The 22,690-nt window shown below is 42.1% G+C and carries 18 protein-coding genes; 1 reads left to right on the top strand and 17 read right to left on the bottom strand.

Features of this window, described 5'->3' with window-relative positions; all coding sequences use genetic code 11:
• Nucleotides 1-101 precede the first annotated feature (101 nt).
• The 10 genes from CO692_RS14010 to CO692_RS13965 all read right to left on the bottom strand — a co-directional run bounded on the left by CO692_RS14010 (nt 102) and on the right by CO692_RS13965 (nt 15,180).
• Nucleotides 102-1,538: a flotillin family protein gene (locus tag CO692_RS14010; protein WP_077452547.1), complete on the bottom strand. Its 1,437-nt coding sequence runs from the start codon at nt 1,536-1,538 to the stop codon at nt 102-104.
• A 13-nt stretch (nt 1,539-1,551) separates the two neighbouring features.
• The gene (locus CO692_RS14005) at nt 1,552-1,977 is read right to left on the bottom strand and encodes a hypothetical protein (protein ID WP_077452548.1); all 426 of its coding nucleotides are present in this window, start codon (nt 1,975-1,977) and stop codon (nt 1,552-1,554) included.
• A 119-nt stretch (nt 1,978-2,096) separates the two neighbouring features.
• On the bottom strand, nt 2,097-3,398 hold the full coding sequence (trmFO, locus tag CO692_RS14000; RefSeq protein WP_081119147.1) for an FADH(2)-oxidizing methylenetetrahydrofolate--tRNA-(uracil(54)-C(5))-methyltransferase TrmFO: 1,302 nt from the start codon (nt 3,396-3,398) through the stop codon (nt 2,097-2,099).
• Nucleotides 3,399-3,550: 152 nt separating this feature from the next.
• A complete protein-coding gene (gene topA / locus CO692_RS13995; protein WP_081119148.1) occupies nt 3,551-5,629 on the bottom strand; it encodes a type I DNA topoisomerase in 2,079 nt (692 codons plus the stop codon).
• A 142-nt stretch (nt 5,630-5,771) separates the two neighbouring features.
• On the bottom strand, nt 5,772-6,650 hold the full coding sequence (gene dprA / locus CO692_RS13990) for a DNA-processing protein DprA (protein WP_096742499.1): 879 nt from the start codon (nt 6,648-6,650) through the stop codon (nt 5,772-5,774).
• Between the two features lie 68 nt (nt 6,651-6,718).
• Nucleotides 6,719-7,483 (bottom strand): ribonuclease HII, encoded by a 765-nt coding sequence (locus CO692_RS13985; RefSeq protein WP_096742498.1) that lies wholly within the window; start codon nt 7,481-7,483, stop codon nt 6,719-6,721.
• Nucleotides 7,467-8,333 (bottom strand): ribosome biogenesis GTPase YlqF, encoded by an 867-nt coding sequence (gene ylqF, locus CO692_RS13980; RefSeq protein ID WP_016613223.1) that lies wholly within the window; start codon nt 8,331-8,333, stop codon nt 7,467-7,469. The genes CO692_RS13985 and ylqF overlap by 17 nt, the downstream gene beginning before the upstream one ends.
• Before the next feature lie 422 nt (nt 8,334-8,755).
• Nucleotides 8,756-9,661 (bottom strand): class C sortase, encoded by a 906-nt coding sequence (locus CO692_RS13975; protein ID WP_096742497.1) that lies wholly within the window; start codon nt 9,659-9,661, stop codon nt 8,756-8,758.
• Nucleotides 9,662-9,683: 22 nt separating this feature from the next.
• Entirely contained in the window at nt 9,684-11,552 is a 1,869-nt protein-coding gene (locus tag CO692_RS13970) for a SpaH/EbpB family LPXTG-anchored major pilin (RefSeq protein ID WP_096742496.1), read from the bottom strand.
• Nucleotides 11,553-11,604: 52 nt separating this feature from the next.
• Nucleotides 11,605-15,180 carry a SpaA isopeptide-forming pilin-related protein gene (locus CO692_RS13965; protein WP_096742495.1) on the bottom strand — a complete coding sequence of 1,192 codons (3,576 nt, stop codon included), beginning with the start codon at nt 15,178-15,180 and terminating at the stop codon, nt 11,605-11,607.
• A gap of 335 nt (nt 15,181-15,515) precedes the next feature.
• Here CO692_RS13965 and CO692_RS13960 point away from each other — a divergent pair, with 335 nt between their 5' ends.
• The gene (locus CO692_RS13960; RefSeq protein WP_096742494.1) at nt 15,516-17,000 is read left to right on the top strand and encodes a helix-turn-helix domain-containing protein; all 1,485 of its coding nucleotides are present in this window, start codon (nt 15,516-15,518) and stop codon (nt 16,998-17,000) included.
• Between the two features lie 134 nt (nt 17,001-17,134).
• Here the strand turns inward: CO692_RS13960 and lepB are convergent, their stop codons facing one another.
• From lepB to CO692_RS13925, 7 genes are all read right to left on the bottom strand, one after another.
• Nucleotides 17,135-17,683 carry a signal peptidase I gene (lepB, locus tag CO692_RS13955; protein WP_086292763.1) on the bottom strand — a complete coding sequence of 183 codons (549 nt, stop codon included), beginning with the start codon at nt 17,681-17,683 and terminating at the stop codon, nt 17,135-17,137.
• A 32-nt stretch (nt 17,684-17,715) separates the two neighbouring features.
• Entirely contained in the window at nt 17,716-19,146 is a 1,431-nt protein-coding gene (locus tag CO692_RS13950) for a S41 family peptidase (RefSeq protein WP_096742493.1), read from the bottom strand.
• Nucleotides 19,147-19,221: 75 nt separating this feature from the next.
• The gene (locus CO692_RS13945; protein WP_081119156.1) at nt 19,222-19,443 is read right to left on the bottom strand and encodes a YozE family protein; all 222 of its coding nucleotides are present in this window, start codon (nt 19,441-19,443) and stop codon (nt 19,222-19,224) included.
• Nucleotides 19,436-19,957 carry a peptide-methionine (S)-S-oxide reductase MsrA gene (gene msrA / locus CO692_RS13940; RefSeq protein ID WP_081119157.1) on the bottom strand — a complete coding sequence of 174 codons (522 nt, stop codon included), beginning with the start codon at nt 19,955-19,957 and terminating at the stop codon, nt 19,436-19,438. Before msrA ends, CO692_RS13945 begins: the two co-directional genes overlap by 8 nt.
• A complete protein-coding gene (locus CO692_RS13935) occupies nt 19,957-20,607 on the bottom strand; it encodes a YpmS family protein (RefSeq protein WP_096742492.1) in 651 nt (216 codons plus the stop codon). Before CO692_RS13935 ends, msrA begins: the two co-directional genes overlap by 1 nt.
• On the bottom strand, nt 20,604-21,590 hold the full coding sequence (locus CO692_RS13930) for an SGNH/GDSL hydrolase family protein (RefSeq protein ID WP_096742491.1): 987 nt from the start codon (nt 21,588-21,590) through the stop codon (nt 20,604-20,606). Before CO692_RS13930 ends, CO692_RS13935 begins: the two co-directional genes overlap by 4 nt.
• A gap of 210 nt (nt 21,591-21,800) precedes the next feature.
• Complete coding sequence (locus CO692_RS13925; RefSeq protein WP_144771571.1) at nt 21,801-22,643, bottom strand: DegV family protein; 843 nt, start codon at nt 22,641-22,643, stop codon at nt 21,801-21,803.
• Nucleotides 22,644-22,690 lie beyond the last annotated feature (47 nt).

Raw genomic sequence — 22,690 nt, 5'->3', positions numbered from 1 at the left:
TTATTATCACTCTTCAAAAGATCCCTCAAAAAAGCCAGAAAAACGTACCAGTCCTTCTCCACAAAAGATAGAGGGACTGATACGTTTCCACTTATTTGCTTTTATTCGATTGGATCCGTTGTTGGCTGATGCGAACCATTGCTTTCAGATACAGCCTGAACTAGCTCTTTGTTTCCTTGTTTAGTGGACATCGTGTCATTGATCAACCCAACTAAGTCTAATCCGGTTGTCTCTTTGATCGTATCAAAAGTTCGCGCTAAACCAGCTTCTCCCATTGATTGAAGCCCATCGTTGCCGCCAAAGCTGACCACTTTATCGATATTGCTAAGGGGCGCATTGACTTCTTTCGCGATTTCAGGCAGCACTTTGATGAACTCCATCAAAATACCGGCTTCGTTTAGTTTGGTCAAAGCAATCGCCATCTTTTCACGGCTTTCCGCTTCGGCTTGACCGACTTTTGCGATCCGTTCCGCGTCGGCACTACCTAGTTTTTCAATTCGTTCGGCTTCTGCTTGGGCAGCTAATTTGACTTTTTCCGCTTCGGCTTGTGCTCGGGCGATTTCACGTGCTTTGTCTGCTAGAGCGTTTTGTTCAACGACATATTTATCTGCTTCGGCTTTTTTACGGACAGTTGCATTCAATTCTTTTTCCGTCAATTCCGCTTGTTTTTCTTGGATCTCAATATTTTTTTCTTGTTCGATCAACTGAACTTTCATTTGTTCGCCGACCGCGATTTGTTCTGCTTTCGCATCCGCAACTTCGCGTTCTTGTTTGTACTGCGCTTGTTTCAATGCCATATCTTTAGTCGCTTCTGCGATTTCTGTTTGGCGACGGATCTCTTCATGCTGTGCCAATTGCTCATTCTCAGCTTGCTTGATCCGCGTTTCTCTTAAGGCATTGGATTCCGCTACTTCGGCATTTTTTTTCACTTCAGCAATCTGAGGGCGTCCTAACGCATCCAAGTAGCCATTGCTGTCGCTGACATCTTTGATCGTAAACGAAACGATCTCCAACCCCATTTTTTTCAAGTCCGTAGAGGCAACTTCTTGCACTTGTTCCGCAAAATCATCCCGGTTTTTGTAGATAGCTTCTACCGTCATCGTTCCTAGAATCGCCCGTAAGTGACCTTCTAAGACTTCTTGGGCTTCATCTTCCAATTCACCTGTGGATTTACCTAAGTATTGTTCGGCGGCTGTCTTGATCGATTCGGTACTATTACCGACCTTCACAAGCACCGTCGCACTGGCTTTGATCGGTACGCCTTGTTCCGTATAAACTTCTGGTGTCCCAATCTCTAACTTGTGGGTCAATAAACTTAATTTATGAGCTTTTTGAACAATAGGAATCACAAATGTCCCACTGTTTTTTAAGATTTTGATACCTTCTTTTCCTAAGAATGATCCTGTAACGATCAACGCTTCATCGGGTTTCCCGATACGGTAACGTATCATCAAAAAGGCAACCAATAAAACAACGAGGACAATGATCCATAAAATTGGATTACTTAAAAAATCGACTGCTGATCCTGTATCCACCATAACCTAACACTTCCTATTCTATAAAATTTTTACTTTCAACCACCAACGCGATCCCTTTTTTATCAAAATCGACAATGATGACTTTGGTGCCGACTGGCAATCGAACATTGTTTTCACGATCTTCTTCTCGAAAAAACCGAGCGGGATAAACAGAACGTGCACTTTGACTCCCTATTTCCATGACTTCGCCGATTGTGTCTCCGACAATCTTTTCCGTCAGTTCGCCGATCACAAACTCATTGCGGCTAATGACATTGCTGCGGTTTTTGTCTGTGATGCGATTGTAAAGCCACATAAAGGGACCTAACAGCAAACTAAATGCAACAAAGACAACGAAAATGCCCCCGACCAAGAGGATCAGCCATCCTAAAAATTGGATCACTGTAGGAAAACGCTGTAAATAGTTTTGAATCAAATGAACCCATTCTCCGATCACCATCTTCACCACCTTCTCTCATTGTTACTGTCTATCATAAGTCACCTTGATTAAAGTTTCAAGACAAATTAAAAAAAAACCTTCTTACCAATTATTAGTAAGAAGGTGTTGACTCATCACTCTTATAGTTGTTCTTTGGCTTTTTCTAAAGCAGCTAACGCTCGATTTGCCAATGCTTCATAACGAGATTTCTTGTCTCTGATTCGCTCTGGAAGTTCTGGCAATAACCCAAAGTTTGCATTCATTGGTTGAAAGTGTTTGCCTTCAGCATGGGTGATATAATATGCCATACTACCAATTGTTGTTTCTTGCGGCATAATGATCGGTGCTTCGCCTTTTGCAAGTTTGGCCGCGTTGATGCCAGCCATCAATCCACTGGCTGCACTTTCAACATACCCTTCGACCCCTGTCATTTGACCAGCAAAAAAGAGGTCCTCACGTTTTTTCGATTGATAGGTTTGTTGTAACAACTCTGGTGAATTCATAAAACTATTCCGATGCATCACGCCGTAGCGCACAAATTCGGCCTCTTCCAAACCAGGGATCATCCGGAATACCCGCTTTTGCTCGCCCCATTTCAAATGTGTTTGAAAACCAACGATGTTGTACAGAGAAGCAGCTGCATTATCTTGCCGCAGCTGAATCACTGCGTAAGGACGCTTGCCGGTTTTCGGATCTTCCAAACCAACGGGTTTCATCGGACCAAACAACATGGTTTTCGGTCCACGGCCAGCCATAACTTCGATTGGCATACATCCTTCAAAGAATTTTTCTTTTTCGAATTCTTTCAAAGGGGCCACTTCCGCATTGACTAAAGCTTCACGAAACGCATAAAACTCCTCTTCGTTCATCGGACAATTCAGATAGGCTGCTTCGCCTTTGTCGTAGCGGGATTTCAAATAAACTTTATCCATATTGATGGTGGATTTATCGACGATCGGTGCTGCTGCGTCATAGAAATAAAATCCTTCTGATCCGTTAAAAGCTTGGATCGCTTTGGATAAAGGTTCAGAAGTCAAAGGTCCAGTTGCAATCACGGTGATCCCATCTGGAATTTCAGTGATCTCCTCTTCGATGACAGTGACTAAAGGATGTTCCTTGACACGTTTGGTGACTAACTCTGAAAAATCATCGCGATCAACAGCTAAAGCACCCCCTGCTGGAACCGCTGTTTTGTCTGCAGAGGTAATAATCACTGAATCCAAGCGACGCATCTCTTCTTTCAAAACACCGACCGCATTCGTTAAATTGTTGCCTCGTAGTGAATTCGTACAAACAAGCTCAGCAAAATTATTTGTATGATGGGCTTCTGTCGATTTCTTAGGACGCATTTCATAAAGCTTTACTGCGACACCTGCTTGCGCTGCTTGCCACGCAGCCTCGCTTCCGGCTAAACCGGCACCAATAACATTGATTTCTTTCATAGTGCTCTCCTTTTATTTCAAAAGCTCGCCTCTTCTCATAAGAAACTGCTTGTATTAATCAAAAGGACCGGCACTTTCTTTTGTCAGCCAACATCGAGGCTGACCCTTCAAAAGAATGCGCCGATTCTTTTTATAACAGAGAATCCTGTTAGTTATTTTTGCACATTTTCTTCATAGTCGCCATTGATACACACGACTTGCTTGCCGCCTTTGACTTTCTTCTCGACTAAGTAATTATCACATTTCGGACAATTACGGCCTACAGGTTTGTCCCAAGAAGTAAAGTCACAGTCGGGATAGCGGGTACATCCATAAAACAACCGATTTTTTTTCGATTTGCGTTCAACAACTTGGCCTTGGTGACAGACCGGGCACTCAACGCCGATTTCTTTGACGATTGGTTTCGTGTTGCGACAGTCAGGGAAATTGCTGCAGGCATAAAATTTTCCGTAGCGACCTAATTTGATCACCATTGGATGGCCACAAAGATCACAGTCAAAGCCTGCAGGTTCGTCTTTGATTTGGATTTTTTCGATACTTTCTTCTGCGGTCGTCAATTCTTTTTCAAATGGACGGTAGAATTGATCGACGACTTTGACCCATTCTTCTTTCCCAGCTTCAATGCTATCCAAGCTATTTTCCATTTCAGCAGTAAAATGCATATCAACGATTTGCGGGAAGAATTCCTCGATCAATGAATTGACGATCTCACCAAGTTCAGTTGGCTCAAAACGTTTTTGCGTCAATTTCACATAATAACGCCGCTGGATCGTTTCTAGCGTTGGTGCATAAGTTGAAGGACGGCCGACACCGTTCTCTTCAAGGGTTTTGATCAAGGTGGCTTCACTGTAGCGGGCAGGTGGTTGAGTGAAATGCTGTTTCGGTTCGATCGATACGGATTGGACCACATCTCCTTCAACTAACTCTGGCAAGATGTTCTCTTTGTCTTCTTTGCCATCATCGCGCCCTTCCACATAGACCTGCATAAACCCTTTAAATTTGATTTTTGAACCATTGGCAATAAAGATGACACCATTTTGATCCAAAGTAACTTTCATTGTGTCCAAAATCGCCGGTGTCATTTGACTAGCCACAAAGCGAGACCAGATCAAGCGATACAGTTTTAGTTGGTCTTTATCTAAGAATTTCTCCATGGCTTCTGGCGTACGCATCACACTGGTTGGTCTTACCGCTTCATGGGCATCCTGCGCTCCTTGTGCATTGGCGCGTTTTTTGCCACCGTGCGCTGAAAACTCTGAACCATAGGTAGTTTCAATAAATTCTGCCGCTTCGCCTTTGGCTGTGTCTGCGATTCGGGTCGAATCGGTACGCATATAGGTGATCAAACCGACGGTGCCTTGTTTACCAAGGGCGATCCCTTCATAGAGCTGCTGTGCAACCATCATGGTTTTCCGCGTTCGAAAGTTCAGTTTACGGGCTGCTTCTTGTTGCAAGCTACTGGTGGTAAAAGGTGCCGCCGGGTTGCGTTTGCGTTCTTTCTTTTCAACCTTCGTCACTTGAAAGTCTTTACCAGAAAGGCGATCAGTGACTTCTTTAATACTTTCAGCATTCGGTAATTTTTTCTTTTTGCCATCTAGGCCCCAAAAATTGGCTTTAAATTTCTTCGTGGCTTTTTTAAAGTTCCCATCGATGCTCCAGTATTCTTCAGGCACAAAATCACGGATCTCTTTTTCACGATCAATAATGATCTTAAGCGCCACCGATTGAACACGGCCAGCACTCAATCCTTTTTTCACTTTACGCCAAAGGATCGGGCTCAATGAATACCCCACCAATCGGTCTAAAATCCGTCGCGCTTGTTGGGCATCGACGAGATCTACATCGATCGTTCTTGGCTCTTTGAAAGCTGCTTTGACGGCATCTTTGGTGATCTCATTAAAGACGACTCGGTTTTTATCTTTTAAATCTAACCCTAGCAGAAAAGCTAAATGCCAAGCAATGGCTTCTCCTTCTCTATCCGGGTCACTTGCGAGGTAGACTTTCTCGGCTTTTTTTGCAGCTGAACGAAGGCTTTTGATCACATCGCCTTTGCCACGGATCGAAATGTAATGCGGCTCATAGTCATTTTCGACATCAATTCCCATTTTACTTTTAGGGAGATCACGAATATGACCGACACTTGCGACGACTTTGTAATTTCGTCCAAGGTATTTTTCAATGGTTTTCGCCTTTGCTGGCGATTCCACGATTACTAAATATTTATATGCCATATAAAGAATGGCTCCTTCCTGAATTTTTCCTACTATTATATTCTATCAATCAGTGAACCTATCGTATGCAGATGAAACATACAAATCGTAGCTTATCATAGCTTTCAAGAAAAGGTTTGTCAAGGAAGGTTGATTGGAAAAATCAAAAAAAGGCTAACTCCTGTAAAATATCTGACACACTAATCGTACATTTTGCGCCATCTTGAATCAAGTGGTGACAACCTTTTGACTGATCGGAAATCATTTCACCAGGTACTGCAAAAACTTCTCGGCCATTTTCCATTGCTAATTGTGCCGTAATCAAAGAACCGCTTCTTTCTTTAGCTTCAATCACACAGATCCCTTTTGAAATACCAGCAATGATGCGATTGCGCAAGGGAAAGTGATGTCTTTGCGGTTTAGTATCATGAGAATATTCACTCAGTACTAGATGTTCTTGACGAATCTGCTGAAATAATGGAAACGCAGAAGCAGGATAACAATGGTCCAACCCAGACGCAATCACGGCAATAGTTTTCCCACGATTTCTGATGGCTGATTCATGGGCAAAACTGTCAACACCATTTGCCAATCCACTAACGATCGTATAATTTTCCGTCACTAGCGGTGGAATCAGCTTTTCGCAAACTTTACGCGCGTAGCGAGAAGCTGTTCTTGCGCCGACAAATCCAATCATGGGCGTTTGCAGCAATTGCAGATTTCCTTCATAAAAAAGCATCAATGGTGGGTCCGCAATTTGTCTTAAAAGCATCGGATACTCCGCCGAAAAAAAGGTGAGGTAGTTTTGTTCCCCCATCTTTTGTGTGATGTGCTCTTCTGTCAATTGTTCCCATGATCGCCGAAAAACCGTCCTATGCTGTGGAAGGACGCCGATGGCAATCATCTCTTCCAACGAACAACGCATCTCTTTTGTTTCCAACCAATACCAAATAATCTTCCAGCAGCCTTGCAGACCGATTCCCTGACAGTAGTACAGTTTTATCAACTGTTTTTCAAAATCTGTTGCTTGTTGATACTTCATAAACAAAACCCTCTTTTCTTAGTGATCTTACTTATAAGATTCGCTAAAAAAAGAGGGATGGATGAAATTTATAGGTATTGTTTAACTGGGGCAAAGGTTTTTCGATGAATAGGGCAAATTCCATGGGCAGCTAACCCTTCTAAATGAACTTTGGTCCCATACCCAGCATTTTGATCAAACCCATAAAAAGGATACACATCATGAAAATCTTTCATTAAATTGTCACGATAGACTTTGGCAATGATACTTGCTGCGGCAATCGAAATGGAGCGGACATCGCCTTTGATCAGGCTTTGTTGAGGAATATCGGTCTCGATGGTCATCGCATCAATGAGCAAATGTTCCGGCTTGACCGCTAAGTCGATCAAAGCTTCTTTCATCGCCAGGCGGCTCGCTTGATAGATATTTATCCGATCAATTTCTTCAGGACTAACCACACCGATACCGACAGCAACAGCCTTGTTTTGAATTTCGATAAACAGTTCTTCTCTTTTCTTCGCAGAAAGCTGTTTTGAATCATTCAACCCCAAAATCTGGCATTCTTTAGGCAGAATCACCGCAGCTGACACCACGGGTCCTGCTAAAGGTCCGCGTCCTACTTCATCTAAACCGGCGATAAAACGGGCGCCTTGTTTAAATGCTTCGTTTTCAAAACGCATCATTTCTTCATATTTCTCCCGCAAAAGCTGCTGTTTGACTAATTGTTTCTCATATTGTTGCAACAGCTTTTGGACCCCCGCGCGTTCATCTGCTAGCAATTCCTGCAAAAATGCCGGGTCATTAAAGGTTGGATCAAATAATCGCTCTTTGATTGTCTTAATCGATTGTTTCATCTTGACTTTCCATTTCCTCCACTCGATCTAGTGTGTAACGGCCTAATTTTCCTTGCCGAATGTCAAAGACAACAAGTTCGCTTCCTCGATCATAATTGTCTTTATAGCCACGTTTTTCCGTGATCTTCATTAAAAGGTCTGGCGCTAATAACGCCTCTTCCTCCGCCTTTAATTGGTAACGATTGGCGATTCTTTCAGGATAATAACGAGCGAAAAAATCAAGTCCATACAATGCGATATCATCCAAATGGATCAGCTGGTCTTTGATCGCTCCGGTCAATGCCAGCTTCTTGCCGATCTCTGGATCTTCAAATTTTGGCCATAAGATCCCGGGCGTATCTAGCAGCTCTAGATCAGTCCCAAAACGCAGCCATTGCTGCCCTTTGGTCACACCAGGTTTATTGCCCGTCTGAGCAATTTTCTTCCCTACTAAGCGGTTCATCAAGGTTGATTTTCCGACATTCGGGATGCCGATCACCATCGCTCGAATCGCACGAGGCTTCAAGCCTCTCGCTTTGTCGCGAGCAATTTTTTCCTTCAAGACTTGCTTAGCCGTCGGGACAATGGCTTTGACGCCTTGATTGTCTTGGGCGTTGATCGCCAAGGCTAAATAGCCTTGTGCTTGGAAATAATGCTCCCATTTTTTGGTTTGAACGGGATCTGCGAGATCCGCTTTATTGATCAAGATCAAACGTGGTTTTTGCTGTAATAATTGATCCAGCATGGGGTTGCGGGATGAAATCGGCAAGCGTGCGTCCACGAGTTCAAAAACGATATCCACGAATTTTAATTTTTCACTTACTTCACGTCTGGCTTTCGCCATATGGCCTGGAAACCATTGAATGGTCATTTGAACGTTTTCCTCCTTGGTACTTCTTCGAATTGGTAAAAAGACAGTAGTGTCTAAATCCCTGCAGTATATACCTGACAAGAACGAGGACTATTTGCTCTAAAACCATCAGAGATACTAGTCACACTGGGCATTTTGCTAAAGTTGCTTTAGGACAATGTTCTTGTTCCAACCTCGTGCATAGGTAAAGCTTTCAGCGCGATTCTCATGCGTCATACGCGCTTTCTCGCTTTTTAATTTGGGGAAGTGGTTGGAAAAAGCTTGTCTACCCACTCATTCTTCCTTTTTTCTGACACCTTTACCATTAGACCGACTGCTTTTTACTACCTTTTATCTTCGTTATTGTACCATATTTCACACGACATGTTTCGTTCTGAGTAAGGTTAACAAGTCATTTTCTAGTGGATCTAGAGGAAAACCTGCTATCTTTGCTTCTTATCATTGGGAGTGATCAAATCATGCTGTTTTTTTCTTTTGATTCTGCTAATCATCAGCAGAAGTAGTAATAGTATGGTGCTTACAACTAGCAGCACCCACAAATCCTGCTGGTTTGCTTTTTTCGCGGCATTTGTTTCATTTTCTTCATTGTAAGGAACCCTTTTGCCGCGAACCAATAAACGATGGCTATTGACCATATAGGGTGTGCAGGTTAGTAAGGTGACATAATCACTGCCTTTGACAATTTTTAGTGCTTCGGTATCATCAGGGGCGACCGTTTTAATCTGATCTATTTGATACGCCAACGTATCATCAAACGTTTCGATATAAAACGCATCGCCGATCTGCAGCTTAGGCAGATCCGTAAAGAGGGTTGCACTCGTTAACCCACGGTGTCCGCACAGAACTGCATGGGTATCTTCCCCACCTATTGGATACGAAGCGCCCTCCAATAATGTTGCGCCTCTTTTTAACAACGTATCGGTGGTTTGATCAAAAATCGGGAGAGCGACATCGATTACGGGGATCTTTAAAACACCGATCGTATGTCGTTCATAGTAATCAGGGGTGTCGACTGATTCTGAGTCCTTTGTTTCTGCTGAAGCTTGCGTTTCTTTGATTCCAGGATTACTTGCCCGCTGTGCCAGTTCTTGATTCGTTTGTTCCAACCGGTTCCGCTTTTGCTGTTTTTCTATTTCACTCATTTTTTTGGCTTGGCTTTGGTAGTAACTGATCAACTGCTGATCCAAAAACGTGTTGAGTTGATTACTTACAAAAGGATAACTGATAATCAGGACTCCTATCAGCAGCAAAATACCCATTAAAACATCCAACAAAGTCACTTTTTTAGTAAGTGATCTCGCGCCATTTCTTTTCCTTTTGATCGTCATCGTGCATCTTCATCTCATTTACTTACCCTTTCCGTTTTACAAAGTAACACCCAGCTAAACCAACGATCACCACTCCGATGGCGCCCATTAAATACGTGCCGACACCACCAGTTGCCGGTAAAGTTCCTTTGCGGCGGTTAGGGACTTTTTCAGGTTCTAGCAATTGCTCTTTCGTTCCATAGGATGTTTCATGGACTTCAAAAGCGATGCGATTTGTTAGTAGCACATAATTTTTTGGTGCTTTTACTTCTTCCAAATAGTAGGTGCCAAATTTCAACCCAATGATATCAACTAATCCATCTGCACCTGTGGTAAATTTCGTCGCTTCATCCGCTGTTTGCACCCAAGATACTTGTTTGGTTCCCTCTTCGATTTTCAAGTAGTTGGCCTCATCATGGTCTTGATCCCGTACAACAAAAACTGCATCTGCCAATGCTTCGGTAGCGGTCACAGCCCCATCGACTTTTAAAAACCGTTTGCCCCCTGTCAAAACTTCCACGCTTGGAGGCGTTTGATCCGTCATGAAATCCGTTTCTACATTTGCTTCATTCGTAAAGCCATTGATAGGCATAGCCTGTTCATTTAAATACATATAATACACAAAGCGTAATTGATTTCCCGGCGTTAATTGCGGCAAAAATTCTGGATTGATAGTTACCGTAAAGCCATGCTCTTTTTCCGTTACTTGGTAATTCGTCGCGTCGATTTTCTGCTCTCCATCATACAACGCATAGCCTGTTTCTCCTTCAGCTGTATTTTCAAAAGTTAATGCTGGATCATGGGCATCGATCAATTGAAAATGTTTGTATTTGTTTTCAGCTCCTACTTTATCTTGAATACCTGATGGGATAATGACCGTTAGGTGATATTGGATTCTTTCGCCGATCTCCACGTCTTTGCCGTCTAATTGTGGTGTTGTTTTGGTAACATTTGTTGTGTCATTCTTGATTGTTAGCTCAACAGTAACGTTACTTCCTGAATCAATCGTGAAATCCTTGATCCTTTCTTCCTCGATTAAGGCGGCTTGACTTGGGGCTTTCGTTTCCTCTAATTGATAGGCGCCTGTTTCTAGTTGTGCAATCTTTAGCTGTCCTTTTTGGTTCTCACTCACATCGATACCAACGTCTCCGGCAGCATATTGTTTACCTGTTAAAAAACGGTACGCTGCTTGTTTGTCGGTCGTCCACGTATAGAGTCCATCGGCTGCACTTAAAATATATTTCTTGGTCTGTTGGTTTCCTTCTTGCTTTGAAACAACAAATTCCGCATTATTCAGTGGTTCGTTTTCCCCCGTTCCTCGCTTATTCACAAGGAGCGTTCCTTCATTTGTGACGAGATTTTTCGGATAAAGATGGATCGTGTCAAGCTCTTCTTCTCCATAAACATAAGAGCCATCTGCTTGTTGGATCATTTCATACACAGGAAAGGCGATCACCATATTCTCAGCAGAGGTAACGCCGTCTTTAGGTTCTTCCACAATGGTGTAAACAGCATCCCGATCGGCTTGTTTTTTCGGCAATTCAAAAACCAAATCACCGGCTGCATCTGTTTTCCCGTTAGCTATAGGGGAACCAGACGTCAAGGTTTGGACTTGACGCTTGGCTTCTTCAACGGATGCCCCTGCAGATCGTTTTTCATAATAGGCTGCTGTCACATCATAGACAGAAAAAGTGACATCGGCTAAGCCTTGGTATTGATCAAACTCTGCCATCTCGGTCCCACTATTTTGAATCAATGAACCTGGTAGATTGACCATTTTCTTTTTATGCAGATGAACCTGTGCCAAATTGGTCTCTGCGGATACTTGCTGATTTTTTGTTCCAAAAAAGACAAATGGCAAAAGTAAAAATAGGAGACAAACCATTTTCGTATGATTAAAAATCTTTTTCATTGTTCTTTCCTCTCTTCTAAATTTTTTTGTTTTTCTTTCGCTAATGGAAGAATTACTTTAATGAAGGCTTATCTTTGCGCTTAACGTACAAATAGCTTCCCGCTAAAAGGACTAGCAGACTTGCTGAAAGAATGACCATCCATCCATGCCAATTCCCTCCGGTTTCAGGAAGAGACACTTTCACTTGATTGGTTACGATCAATTCTATTTGATTGTTCTTTTCTCCAGAAACAAGAAGATTCGGTTGTCGTTCTTCATCGATAAAGACCTGACCATCCTCTTCAATCTTGATTTGGACAGGTGCTGTTAAACCTGCATAGCCTGCGGGTGTACCAGTTTCTTCCAAGGTATAGCTGCCGGGTGTAAGATCTTGGAAGTGAAATACCGCTAGTGCTTCTCCGTTTTCAGGCAGTTCGACAGTCCGTCCGTTTCCACTTAGCCGGAATTTTGCTCCCTCAAGTGCTTGTCCCTGTTCGTCTTGTTTATTAACCACTAAATCAAATGGTTTTAACTGATTGCCATGGGTAAGGGTCCAACAGTTGGCATCCCCATCGACGTTTTCCCCTACATACTGGATTTTTCCGTCTGTACCAACAACAAATTCATAGTCACCGGCAACCGTATCATATCCGAGCGGACCGGCTGTTTCTGAGATACGATAAGCGCCAGGCTCAAGGATCGTAAATTCAGCCATCCCAACATCATCCGACGTTTCTGAGGCAATTTCTTGATAATCCCCCGTTGCTGTTTTTTGTTGCAGAGAAAAGACAGCCCCAGCTAACAGTACTTGCTGCTCTTTTTGTACCGTGTATTTTCGAATAGCGACTGGAATTTCTGTAAAGGGATTGGTGATCTCCAGCGTAATCGTATGCTCGACCAGTGTGACGGGTTGCCCATCAATCGTCGCATGCCCTTGTGCATCGACATGAATCTGCCACTGGGTTTGCTCAGCCAAATAATGTCCCGCCGGTGCAGTGACTTCCTTTAAACGATACGTCTGACTTTTTTGCAACGCAGTATCTGCTGGCAGCCCGTACGTTCCATCCCCTTGATCCACAAGGGTCACTGTCTCCCCTGCCCCCGTCAATTCAAAAACGGCACCTGTCAACTTCACCTCTGCTACAGCGGATTTTTTGATCAGGTTTAATGCCAGGGGCACAAACGTCTTTGTGTTTTTCCATGTATAAGCGTCCACTTTTGTCGCTTCATAGCCTGACACTGTTCGTTCACTTGTGACTTGATAATCAAAAGTTTCTCCTTGGTTATTATAAAGCGGCAGTAGACGGGTTTCTTCGTAATTCGGTCCATCCTTTTCAGAAACCGCGGGAACCTTGCTTCGTTCCCAAGTTGTCTGATCTTGCGCATCGGTCTCAGTAAGTTCGAGATATCCTGTTTGCCAGCTCTCCTTGCTAGTAACCGGGCTTCTACTTATTTCAAAATAAACGGATTCTGGGCGACTTGACACATCACCATCGTATTCCTCCCAGACTTTTTTGATCGTCAACTCCTTACCAGGTGCTTTGGCAGATGGCACACCAAACAATGCCTTTTGATCGGATTGATGATTCGGATAAAACACCGTTTCACCATTCATTTGATACCAAGTATCTGGTTTAAAATCCGCTGCTTCTGTTTGAATCCGCACTTGATAATGAATTTGCAGTTCCTGTCCTTCGCCTAAATAAAGACTAGAAGCGTTGAGGGTATTGTCAGATACCGTGACCTCAGGCTGCACCGTTAGATCAGCAGAACCGACACTTTTGATGGACAAGCTATTTTCTTCGTATAAAAATGGCTGCGAAATGGGGTCAGTAATCTCTCCATCAGTGACTGTCGCCGAAATATGAAGGGCTTTTTTCTCGAGATAGTCGGCAATATCCGCTGCTTCATTGGCTGACTCATAATAAAGATGCCCCTCTTCATCTGCAGAAACCATCTGTCTCATTTTGTTCTCAACATCGGCCTTTGTATACCCAGCTGTTTGATCTCCTTGCAGTTGAATCCCCAATCCGTGAATCTCAATCCCGCGCTCTTTTAACGCCATCGCCTCACCGATCGTAGCGACAAACGTATTGTCGATCCGTTTAGAGTTACCGTATTGATCAGGTGCAAAATACCAATCGTGGATAAACGATGTATTCATGGGCTGATCTTGAGTAAGTGAAAAGGCGGTTCCATAATAACTGTCGTCTGCTTGCGTCTGCACTTTGGACACATGGTAACTGTAAGTAGGCACGCCATCTGTTAGCAAAACGATGACTTTCTTATGTCCATTTTGCGTCGATAGCATATCCCCTGCTTGGCGCAGCCCTCTTTGGGTAAAGGTCCCCCCAGCTGCAGTTTCTGGCGTCATGGTCCGGATAGTCTCTTTGACTTCCGAAAATTTTCCTAATTGGCAGATTTTGTTTTGGTAATTGCTACCATCACTGGAATAACCGACATAGCCCATGTAGACACTGTCTTGAATGCCGCTTCCTTCAATTTGATTCAAAAAGCGTTCCACACCTTTTTTTACTTCAGTGATGCGTCCCATCTCATTCATACTGCCTGACCAATCCACGACCAACACGACATCGATGGGATCGACTTGACGTTGAACATTCCCTCGTACATTTAGGTAAACATCAAATAGTCCCGGGGTATTCGTCTCTTTGGCAAATTTTCGCAGAGCGAAATCTGCTTCGTCACCTACACCACCATACTCAATATACGAGTTGGTCACATTTTCTGGATCACCATTCCAGGTAGTTACGCCATCCCAGGTTTCTCCTGCATCCTTGTTCCCCTGATGATTTAAGACGTTACTCTTTTCATCGGTTTTCCAATTCGCCGAAGGATACGTCCCGCTTTGGTCTGTCGTATAATCTGGTTCAATCGAAGCAAAAGCCTGTGAAACGGTCATTTTTTGATAAAGACGTTCTTGTTTAAACGGTTCAATGAGTGTTTCATCTTCAGAAGAACTTGTCGTCGTTCCTGTTTCCTTTGTCTCTTCCTGCGTTTCTTCGTTAAAAACACCTTTTGAGTCTTCATTCGACACTTGTCCCGAAGTTGACTCCGTGCCGGTTTCTGCAGCTTGCGAATCAGTTGAGCTGACTTCCACCCTATCTGAGGAAGCAGATTCTGTCGCAAGCGGAATATCAACTATCAATTCATCCAAAGACGCCAATTTGTGCGACTCTTGATTTTCATGATCATATTCTTCAATCTGAAGCGCCAACTTCAGTTTTTTTGTTTCATTGGGTAGTTGAAACGTTACTTCTTGTTCACAGGGTGTTTTCAAGAAGTCTTGTGTTGTTAGCCAAGACTGTGCAGATTCATCCTCAATAACAACCACCTCTTTGTTGTTCGTTTTCGTTAGCGGTTGTTCTTTCGTTTCATCCAGTGCATATAATTGCAGCCAGATGCGTTGCTGCTTGTTTTTTTGTGGTAGCTGATAACGTAAAGTAAATTGATTGCCCTCCCGTTGACCTGTCAGCTTGATCTGCTCCGTTTCGGTAATAGCGATCGTATTTTCTTCTTGTGCACTTGCTGTCCCATTTGTTTGCAAACCTGAATAAATGATAAATAATATCCCCCCTAACATACAGAAAATGAAAGAGAACCAGTGGTGTCTCTTTGCAAAAAACATAAAAAGACCTCCTTTCAAATTACAAGCTGATCATACAAAAAAGAAGAACAATACACCGCTTTTTTTCATTTTCAGAAAAATGGGAAAACTTATATTTTTATGCGTTATTTAAACAGAATTTATGCGCAAATTTTTCTGATGAAAACCTATCAGTTTATGTTATTTAAAAACTGAAGAAAATCAACAATTTTCAAATCCTTTTTGTATTTTTCTTCTTTATGAGACACTTTTTGAAAAGATTTGTCTCAGTTTTTATAAAAAAAAAGCAAAAGTTTTGAGACGTGTCTTTACACAGTTATATAAATAAGTTATTACTAAAATAAGAAGGTGATCATTTGATTGAAAAAATACTCTTAGATTCCCGAGCATTAGACAAAATCGGACTCTACGGAAAATTATTATCAATTGCTCCGGGTGAATACAACATAGAGTTCGTGAAAAATCTGACCCATTTAAGTACAACGAGATTGAAAAGTTTACTTTCCTCGATCCAAGAGGACCTGCAAAACCTTTCCCCAGTAAATCTTTCATTACATAAAAACACCCTCAGTCTCCCTAAAAATTTGATTGAATACAATCAATATCAGCAGTTTTTAGCCCAAGTAAGTATTTCTTATAAAATGTTGTTAAGTATCTTGACCAACCAAGATGAAAGCTTGCTGGCATTTTGCCAAAGAAACTATATCAGTCGTTCGACTTGTTTCCGACAAACTAAAAAGCTGCAGGATCATTTAAAGGAATTCAACATAACCTTAAATCAATCGGCCATGACGCTTACCGGTTCAGAGATGGTGATTCGCATCTTGTTGTTTAATTTTATCTGGCATATTTCTTTAGGAGATAGTTTGGCACAGGCATTTAATCAAGAGATCGAAGAGTTATTTGTTACCTATGAAGGAACAAAATACCAAAGTAAATATGAAATTGGTAAAAAAGAAGCATTACTCCATTGCAAAATTTGTCTTTTCCGGATCAAGGATGGTCACTCAACGAATCTTTATGAATTAACGAATAAGTCCTTTATTCCCAGTTGCGAAAGTCTTGATTTCTTTTCTGCTTTCTTTAAGCTCATTGATTCAGCAATAGACATTCTTGAGATCAATTCATTGTTTTTTCTTTTTTATTACTGGCCGATGCTGACTTCCGCAAACGATGTGCGTCTGCCGATCGTTGCAAATTGTTACAAGCATGAAAAACAGGAACTAAAAGAACTGATGACTGAATTTGAAGACCATTGCCAAAAATTTCTCTGCGATTTTGACTTTGATCACCAATCGTTTCTTTATATGAATACATATCTTACCTTGCTGAAATTTTGCATATTCAAGCAAAAAGTCCCTCTTTCCAATTTTTTCGAAGCAAACGTGATCAAAGATAAATACCCATTGCATACGATTTTGAAAAATACCATTCAAAGTTTTTGGCGTAAAATAGCAAATCGTAAAGGTTATGAATGGTTGAAAACCTGTTATGCCGATCTTGCCTTTTATCAAGCCTGTTTGCTTTACCCCGTTTACATCGAAAAGGAACAGAAATATAAGCTTAAAGTTGCTTTCGTCTATGTATCCAATTATTTAGTTTCAATGGAAGTTTTTAATATATGTGAGCGATTACCATTCGTTGCGATAGAGCGGATCACACTGCCAACAGAAGAACCATTTGATTTTTATATCCTGAGTGCGCCTCAGCTTTTCCCTCCATATACAACCGAAAAGAATTCGGCAATCATTGATTTTTGTCGCTATTATGACTTTGAAACAGATCTCTGTCAGAAATTATTGGCTGCTTTTAATGAAAAAATCAAAAAGTTGACGGATTAATAACAACTGGCGCACTTCGGCAAACCTAAGGAAGTCTTTTGAAAAAGATTGAAAGCTATACAAATAACCCCTTGGAATCAATCGATGAATCCAAGGGGTTATGCATTATTTGACTGTGTGTATAATTACATAGCTTAAATCAACCGAATATGGGTCAATGGATAATAAACAAAACGGGCATTGCCTAAAATAGCCTCTCCTGATATTGGTCCAAAGGAACGACTATCTTTGGAGGCACGTCGATTGTCACCAATGACAAAGTAACTATCTTTCCCTAATTTCTCAACGCCTAATAAAGATTCTAAATCAAAATCATTGGTATAAGAAGCAGACTCGTGGTCATTGCTACGGTTTTTCACTAGAAAATCTTCATCTACTGGTTCATCATCAATGTAAAGCTGATCATTGACATATTTCACTGACTCACCCGGTAAGCCAATCACCCGCTTGATATAGGTCGAACCATCCGGCAGTTGGAAAACAACGACATCAAAACGTTGGATCGGCGAAATCTTCTCAATGACCACCATGTCTCCTTGTTTTAAAGTTCCTTCCATCGAATTTCCTTCAACAGGAACTGGGATCAACAAGAATGCCCGAATCAAGAAGGCTGTTGCAAAAGCGATCAACGCATATTTCACTACTAGCCAAAAACGATCAACCCAAAGTTTTTTCGACTCCACACGTCTGCCTCCTCTCCAACTTTTCACTTAGTTTATTGTTCAGAAAGCAAGGACAGTGCTTTTAAGTATGCTGGGTCCTCTGCTTTGAGTTTCGCTGTTACTTCTTTTTCAATTGCTTGGGCCGTGTCTGCATCGACTTCCCCAGTTCCCTTTAAATCATGGTCTTCTTGGAAGGACTGCACAGCTGCGGTCGTCTCATCATTGAAGGTATCACCACTGGTTGAATACCCCAACGCTTTAAGAAACTGATTTAGATTGTTGACTGCCGTTGACGATTGGCCAGCTTTTAAAGCATGGTCCCGTGGTAATGGCGGGAAATACGCATATTCTGGATAGACCTCTTCATAATCCGGCATCACGCCTTGATCATTGACCCAATTTTCATTCGGGGTCAACCATTTCATGACCGTCATTTTTAATTCACTGTTATCCCCCAGATCCTTCACATTCTGGACAGTCCCCTTACCAAAGGTTTCCGTACCAACGACAGGAATATCCGCTGATTCTTGCAAGGCTGCAGCAAAAATTTCCGATGCGGAGGCACTGCCTCCATCGACTATAACAACGACCGGCTCTGTGACTTTGAATCCTTCGTCCAAGGTTTCACTCGCTTTGGTTTCACTGATTACCCCTTGGTTATTGGCAAATTTCACGATCGTTTGACCGTTTTCCAAAAACATACTCGCCATGATCTGGACTTGGTCTAGCAGTCCACCAGGATTTTGTCTTAAATCTAGTACAAACGACTTTGCACCGGCTTCCCTCAGTTCGGTGATGGTTTCTTTCAACTCAGCTGCCGTGTTTTCACCAAAGGAAGTAATGTCGATACGACCGATCGTTTCATCACTTTCAGCGATTTCTCCATGAACCGTTTCGATGGGGATCACATCCCGAGTAATCTCCACATCAAATGTGTCCTCTCCACGTTGAATCGTTAAGGTGACTTTCGTCCCTTTCTCACCACGAATCTTACCCACGACTTCAGATAATTCTTGACCCTGCGTATCTTCACCATCTACCTTGACGATTCGGTCATTCATTCGCAGGCCGCTTTTTTCAGCAGGCGTATTTTTTATCGGGGCTTGTGCGACTTCTGGATAGTCTTCCACGATCGACAAGGTAGCACCAATCCCTTCAAAACTGCCAGAAAGTGATTGTTCTAAGTTATCCGCATCCGATTGATTCAAATACGTTGTATAAGGATCATCTAGCGCATCAGTCATTCCCTGTAGGGCGCCTTCTATCAAGGCATCCTCATCGACTTCTTGGTAATAATTCGCGAGGATCTGGTCATATAGCGACTGGATTTTCTCCATCCCGCTGGCTTCTGTGCTCGTTTCTGTCACCGGTTGCGTCGTCTGCTGATTTTGCTGAGCCGTTTGCCATAAATAGACACCGCCTCCTGACAAAATTGCGGCACAAACGAGAGAAACGATATATCGGCTCGTCGTTAAACCTTTCATTCACAACACCTCTCTGAGAAAAAACAGCTTCGTTCTGTGGATTTTATGCAACCATACAAAACGAAGGACAGTTTTTTATTTGTTATTTTCGAGATACTCTGCCCAGATACGATCAAAAATATCCATGGACGGCAAATAATCAACGCTTAGTTCCAGATAAGAAGAAACTTCATCATAATCATCACTGTGTTTTGGAAACTGAATATCATGACTTGCATGAGTGGCAAAGATCTGAGCCTCATCTGTATGACTCGGACCTTTGACTGCCATTAAATAGCTATAAAAACTTTTACGCATGATCTTGCTCCCAATGATTTTCTAAAAAGGCTGCTCTACGAGCGTGATTGCGAGCAAAATTCTCAGGATTCTTTTTGTAATACTCTTGATGTTCTTCTTCCGCTAAATAAAAGGGTTGGGCTGGTTCGATCGTGGTCACGATCGGATCGGTAAAGCGACCGGAAGCTTGAAGTGCCTCCTTGCTGGCTTCGGCTTTTTGTCGTTGCTCTTCATTCAAATAGAAGATAGCCGGACGATAATTGTCGCCACGATCTTCAAATTGCCCAAAAGCATCCGTTGGATCTGTTTGCTGCCAATAAATCGTCAAAAGATCTTCATAACTGATTTTTTCAGGATCAAAGATGATTTCCACTGCTTCGGTATGCCCGGTTTGATGGCTTTTGACTTCTTCATAGGTTGGATTTTCGGTATGTCCTGCGGTATAGCCAGAAAAAATCGAATGCACGCCCTCTAGTTCATCAAAGGGTTGGATCATACACCAGAAGCACCCACCGGCAAAAATTGCTCGTTCCATTATTCATCCTCCGTTTCAGCTGGTAAATATAAACTCATTTGAATTTCATCATCCACAAGATTGATTTTGTTCGCTTTGATAAACAAGCCGTTTTGCATGCGGAATTGATCCAATCGAATCAAAATAATTTGTTCATCGGCATTGACATCGATCCATTCAGGAAATTTAAAACTACGTTTGATCATTTTCATCACTTCACTGGTGGGCAGATCCAAGGTGCCGATTGATAAGCTTTTGGCCTTTAATTGGACATTGCCTTCTTCCGTCACGTAAGGATCAAAATAGAGATAGAAGGTGATAGGAAATCCTAATACTTGAAACTCTCCTGTTAAGAGTGCTTCATTTCTTAGCTCAAAATTATATTTGACCTCTTGATCCTTTTGAAAATCAGATAGGTAAAAATCAATCAATTGATTGACTTGGCTTTTGTTACTGTTAACGGTCAGAACAGGACTGCCCTCCCGTTGAACAAGTTCGGCACTTTCATTTAAGCCGGTTTCCCGCTGCTGAAAAATTCTTGAAGCAAAGAAAACCGTTGTCCCTAAAAGGATACCGACCAACACTAAAAAGGCAATTTTCCAGTAGTTGAATGCTTTTTTATTCGTTGTAGCTGTTTTTTCCGGCTGCTTCGTTGATTCCCTTAATTTCATTTTGTATCCTCCTCTAGCAACCAATAGTTTTGCGTTTTGATCACTTCATCGCGAACGGCATTCGCCATCAGTTGATACCCAAGATTATTGGGATGGAAGCGATCGCCTTCATACAAAACATTGTTTGTAATGTTATTTCCAACGGCTTGCGATGAATCAGTGGTCGTTGAAGGACTACTTTGCGTTTCATCCGAAGCTGTTGTTGATGAATCAGATAAACTTTCTGAATCCGATGATTCGGCAGTTCCCTCTGATTCCCCTCCTTCGGTATCAGCAATACCGACCTCATCACTTAACCCTTTATAGAGCAAATCGTTGATAGGAATAAAAAAGGCCTTTTCTTGCTGATTGACGAACGTTTCCGTTTGCTTATTCCAGTTATCAATGATCGTTTGCATATCCGTGATTTCTGGGAAATTCAGATAAAATGGATTGTAGATGCCCAAGACATAGATTGGTGCATCACTATTCAAATCGCGAATTTGAGCAAACAAGTCTTTTAAACGTTCTTTGTAATCTTCCATCGGTTCCGTAAACGTCTCAATGCTCAAGCCGAAGAAATTGCTCTGAATCACTTTTAGTACATCGTTACCGCCGACAGTCAAGGTAATCAAATCCGCTTGACTGAGGTCTTGCCGCAAGTCTTCATCATTTTTGACTCGCTTTAAAATCTGATCACTTCTTTCACCAGCGACCCCATAATTTTTGGTTACCAAATTGTTCAAATCATAGCGGTCCTCTAAATCCCCAGCTAAAATTGGCACAAAGCCGCCACGAGCTGTCTCATCACCAACCCCTTCCGTTAATGAATCCCCAAGTGCGAGATACTCGATGGCGGATTTTTTTGAATCATTGGCCGCCAGCTTATTAACAGGGGTCAACAGTGGGTGCGCTTTGGGAACAGCAAAATGAAACAAGAAGCCCGTTCCAATGGCTATCAGTCCCACAACAAGTAAATAAGTTACTATTTTTTTCCATTTCACAGGTATTCAAACTCCTTTGTAATCTTTGCTATTTTAACAAAATTCTCATAAAATTCCTAGTCGCAATCCTTCAAACTTAAGAAAGAAAACAGCTCCCTACTCTCTGAGTAGACAAAAATCGCAGCTTCATTCTGCTTTTTCTTCTTTTCAGCTTTTCATACACCAAAAAGCGATTCGTCGTCAAACGAATCGCTGAAAGAAACATCCTTTTTATTCCGTACTGTAAGTAATCGCAAAAGCACCTTTGCCAGTGTGAGTGGCGATGATCGGTGTTGTGTGAAGCAATGGGATCTCCAAGTCAGGAAACAGTTCTGCTAGTTCTTTTTGGAAACGTTCAGTGATTTCTAATCCTTCAGCATGAGAAATACCAACTTTCGTCACTTTAGGCATATTCTTCAATTCTGCTTTTAATTCCTCAAACCATTTATTAAACGTCTTGACACCGCGTCCTTTGACGACTGGAATCAGTTCTGAATGATCAAAATCCATGATCACTTTCATGTTCAGCAAACTCGATAAAAGACCTTTGGCACGACTGATACGACCGCCTTTTACTAAGTTTTCTAACGTTGAAACGCCGATAAATAATTTCGTATGTTCACGCACCAAATCCACTTCAGGTAACACTTCTTCTAGTGTCTTACCGGCTTTAGCCAATTCAGCTGCCCGAATCACTTGAAAAGCCAGCGCTTGATCTGTTGTGTCGCTATCGATCACCGTGACTTTGGCTTTTGATAAATGACTGGCTTGACGAGCCGCTTCCACGGTTCCGCTCAGGCCTTTGGTCATATGGATCGATAAAATTTCACTGCCATCTTTGCCTAATTCATCATATAATTCTACAAAATGACCGATCGGCGGCTGGCTAGTTTTAGGTAATTCTTTGGCTTGCGCCATCATTTGCATAAATTTTTCTCCCGGTAGCGTTTCATCATCTGGATAAACGACACCATCAATCATTACAGATAAAGGCACAACATGGATAGCCAAAGCATCACGGACACTTGGTTCCATCGTACTGGAAGAATCTGTCACAATTTTAAGATTTGCCATCATATATTCACTCTCTCTTTAAATCAAGTCTTTTTTCATGGTAAAAT

Source organism: Enterococcus sp. FDAARGOS_375, assembly GCF_002393265.1.
GTDB classification, from domain to species: domain Bacteria; phylum Bacillota; class Bacilli; order Lactobacillales; family Enterococcaceae; genus Enterococcus_D; species Enterococcus_D innesii.
Note: the sequence above shows the minus strand (reverse complement) of the source record. Positions and strands in the feature narration are given on the sequence as shown.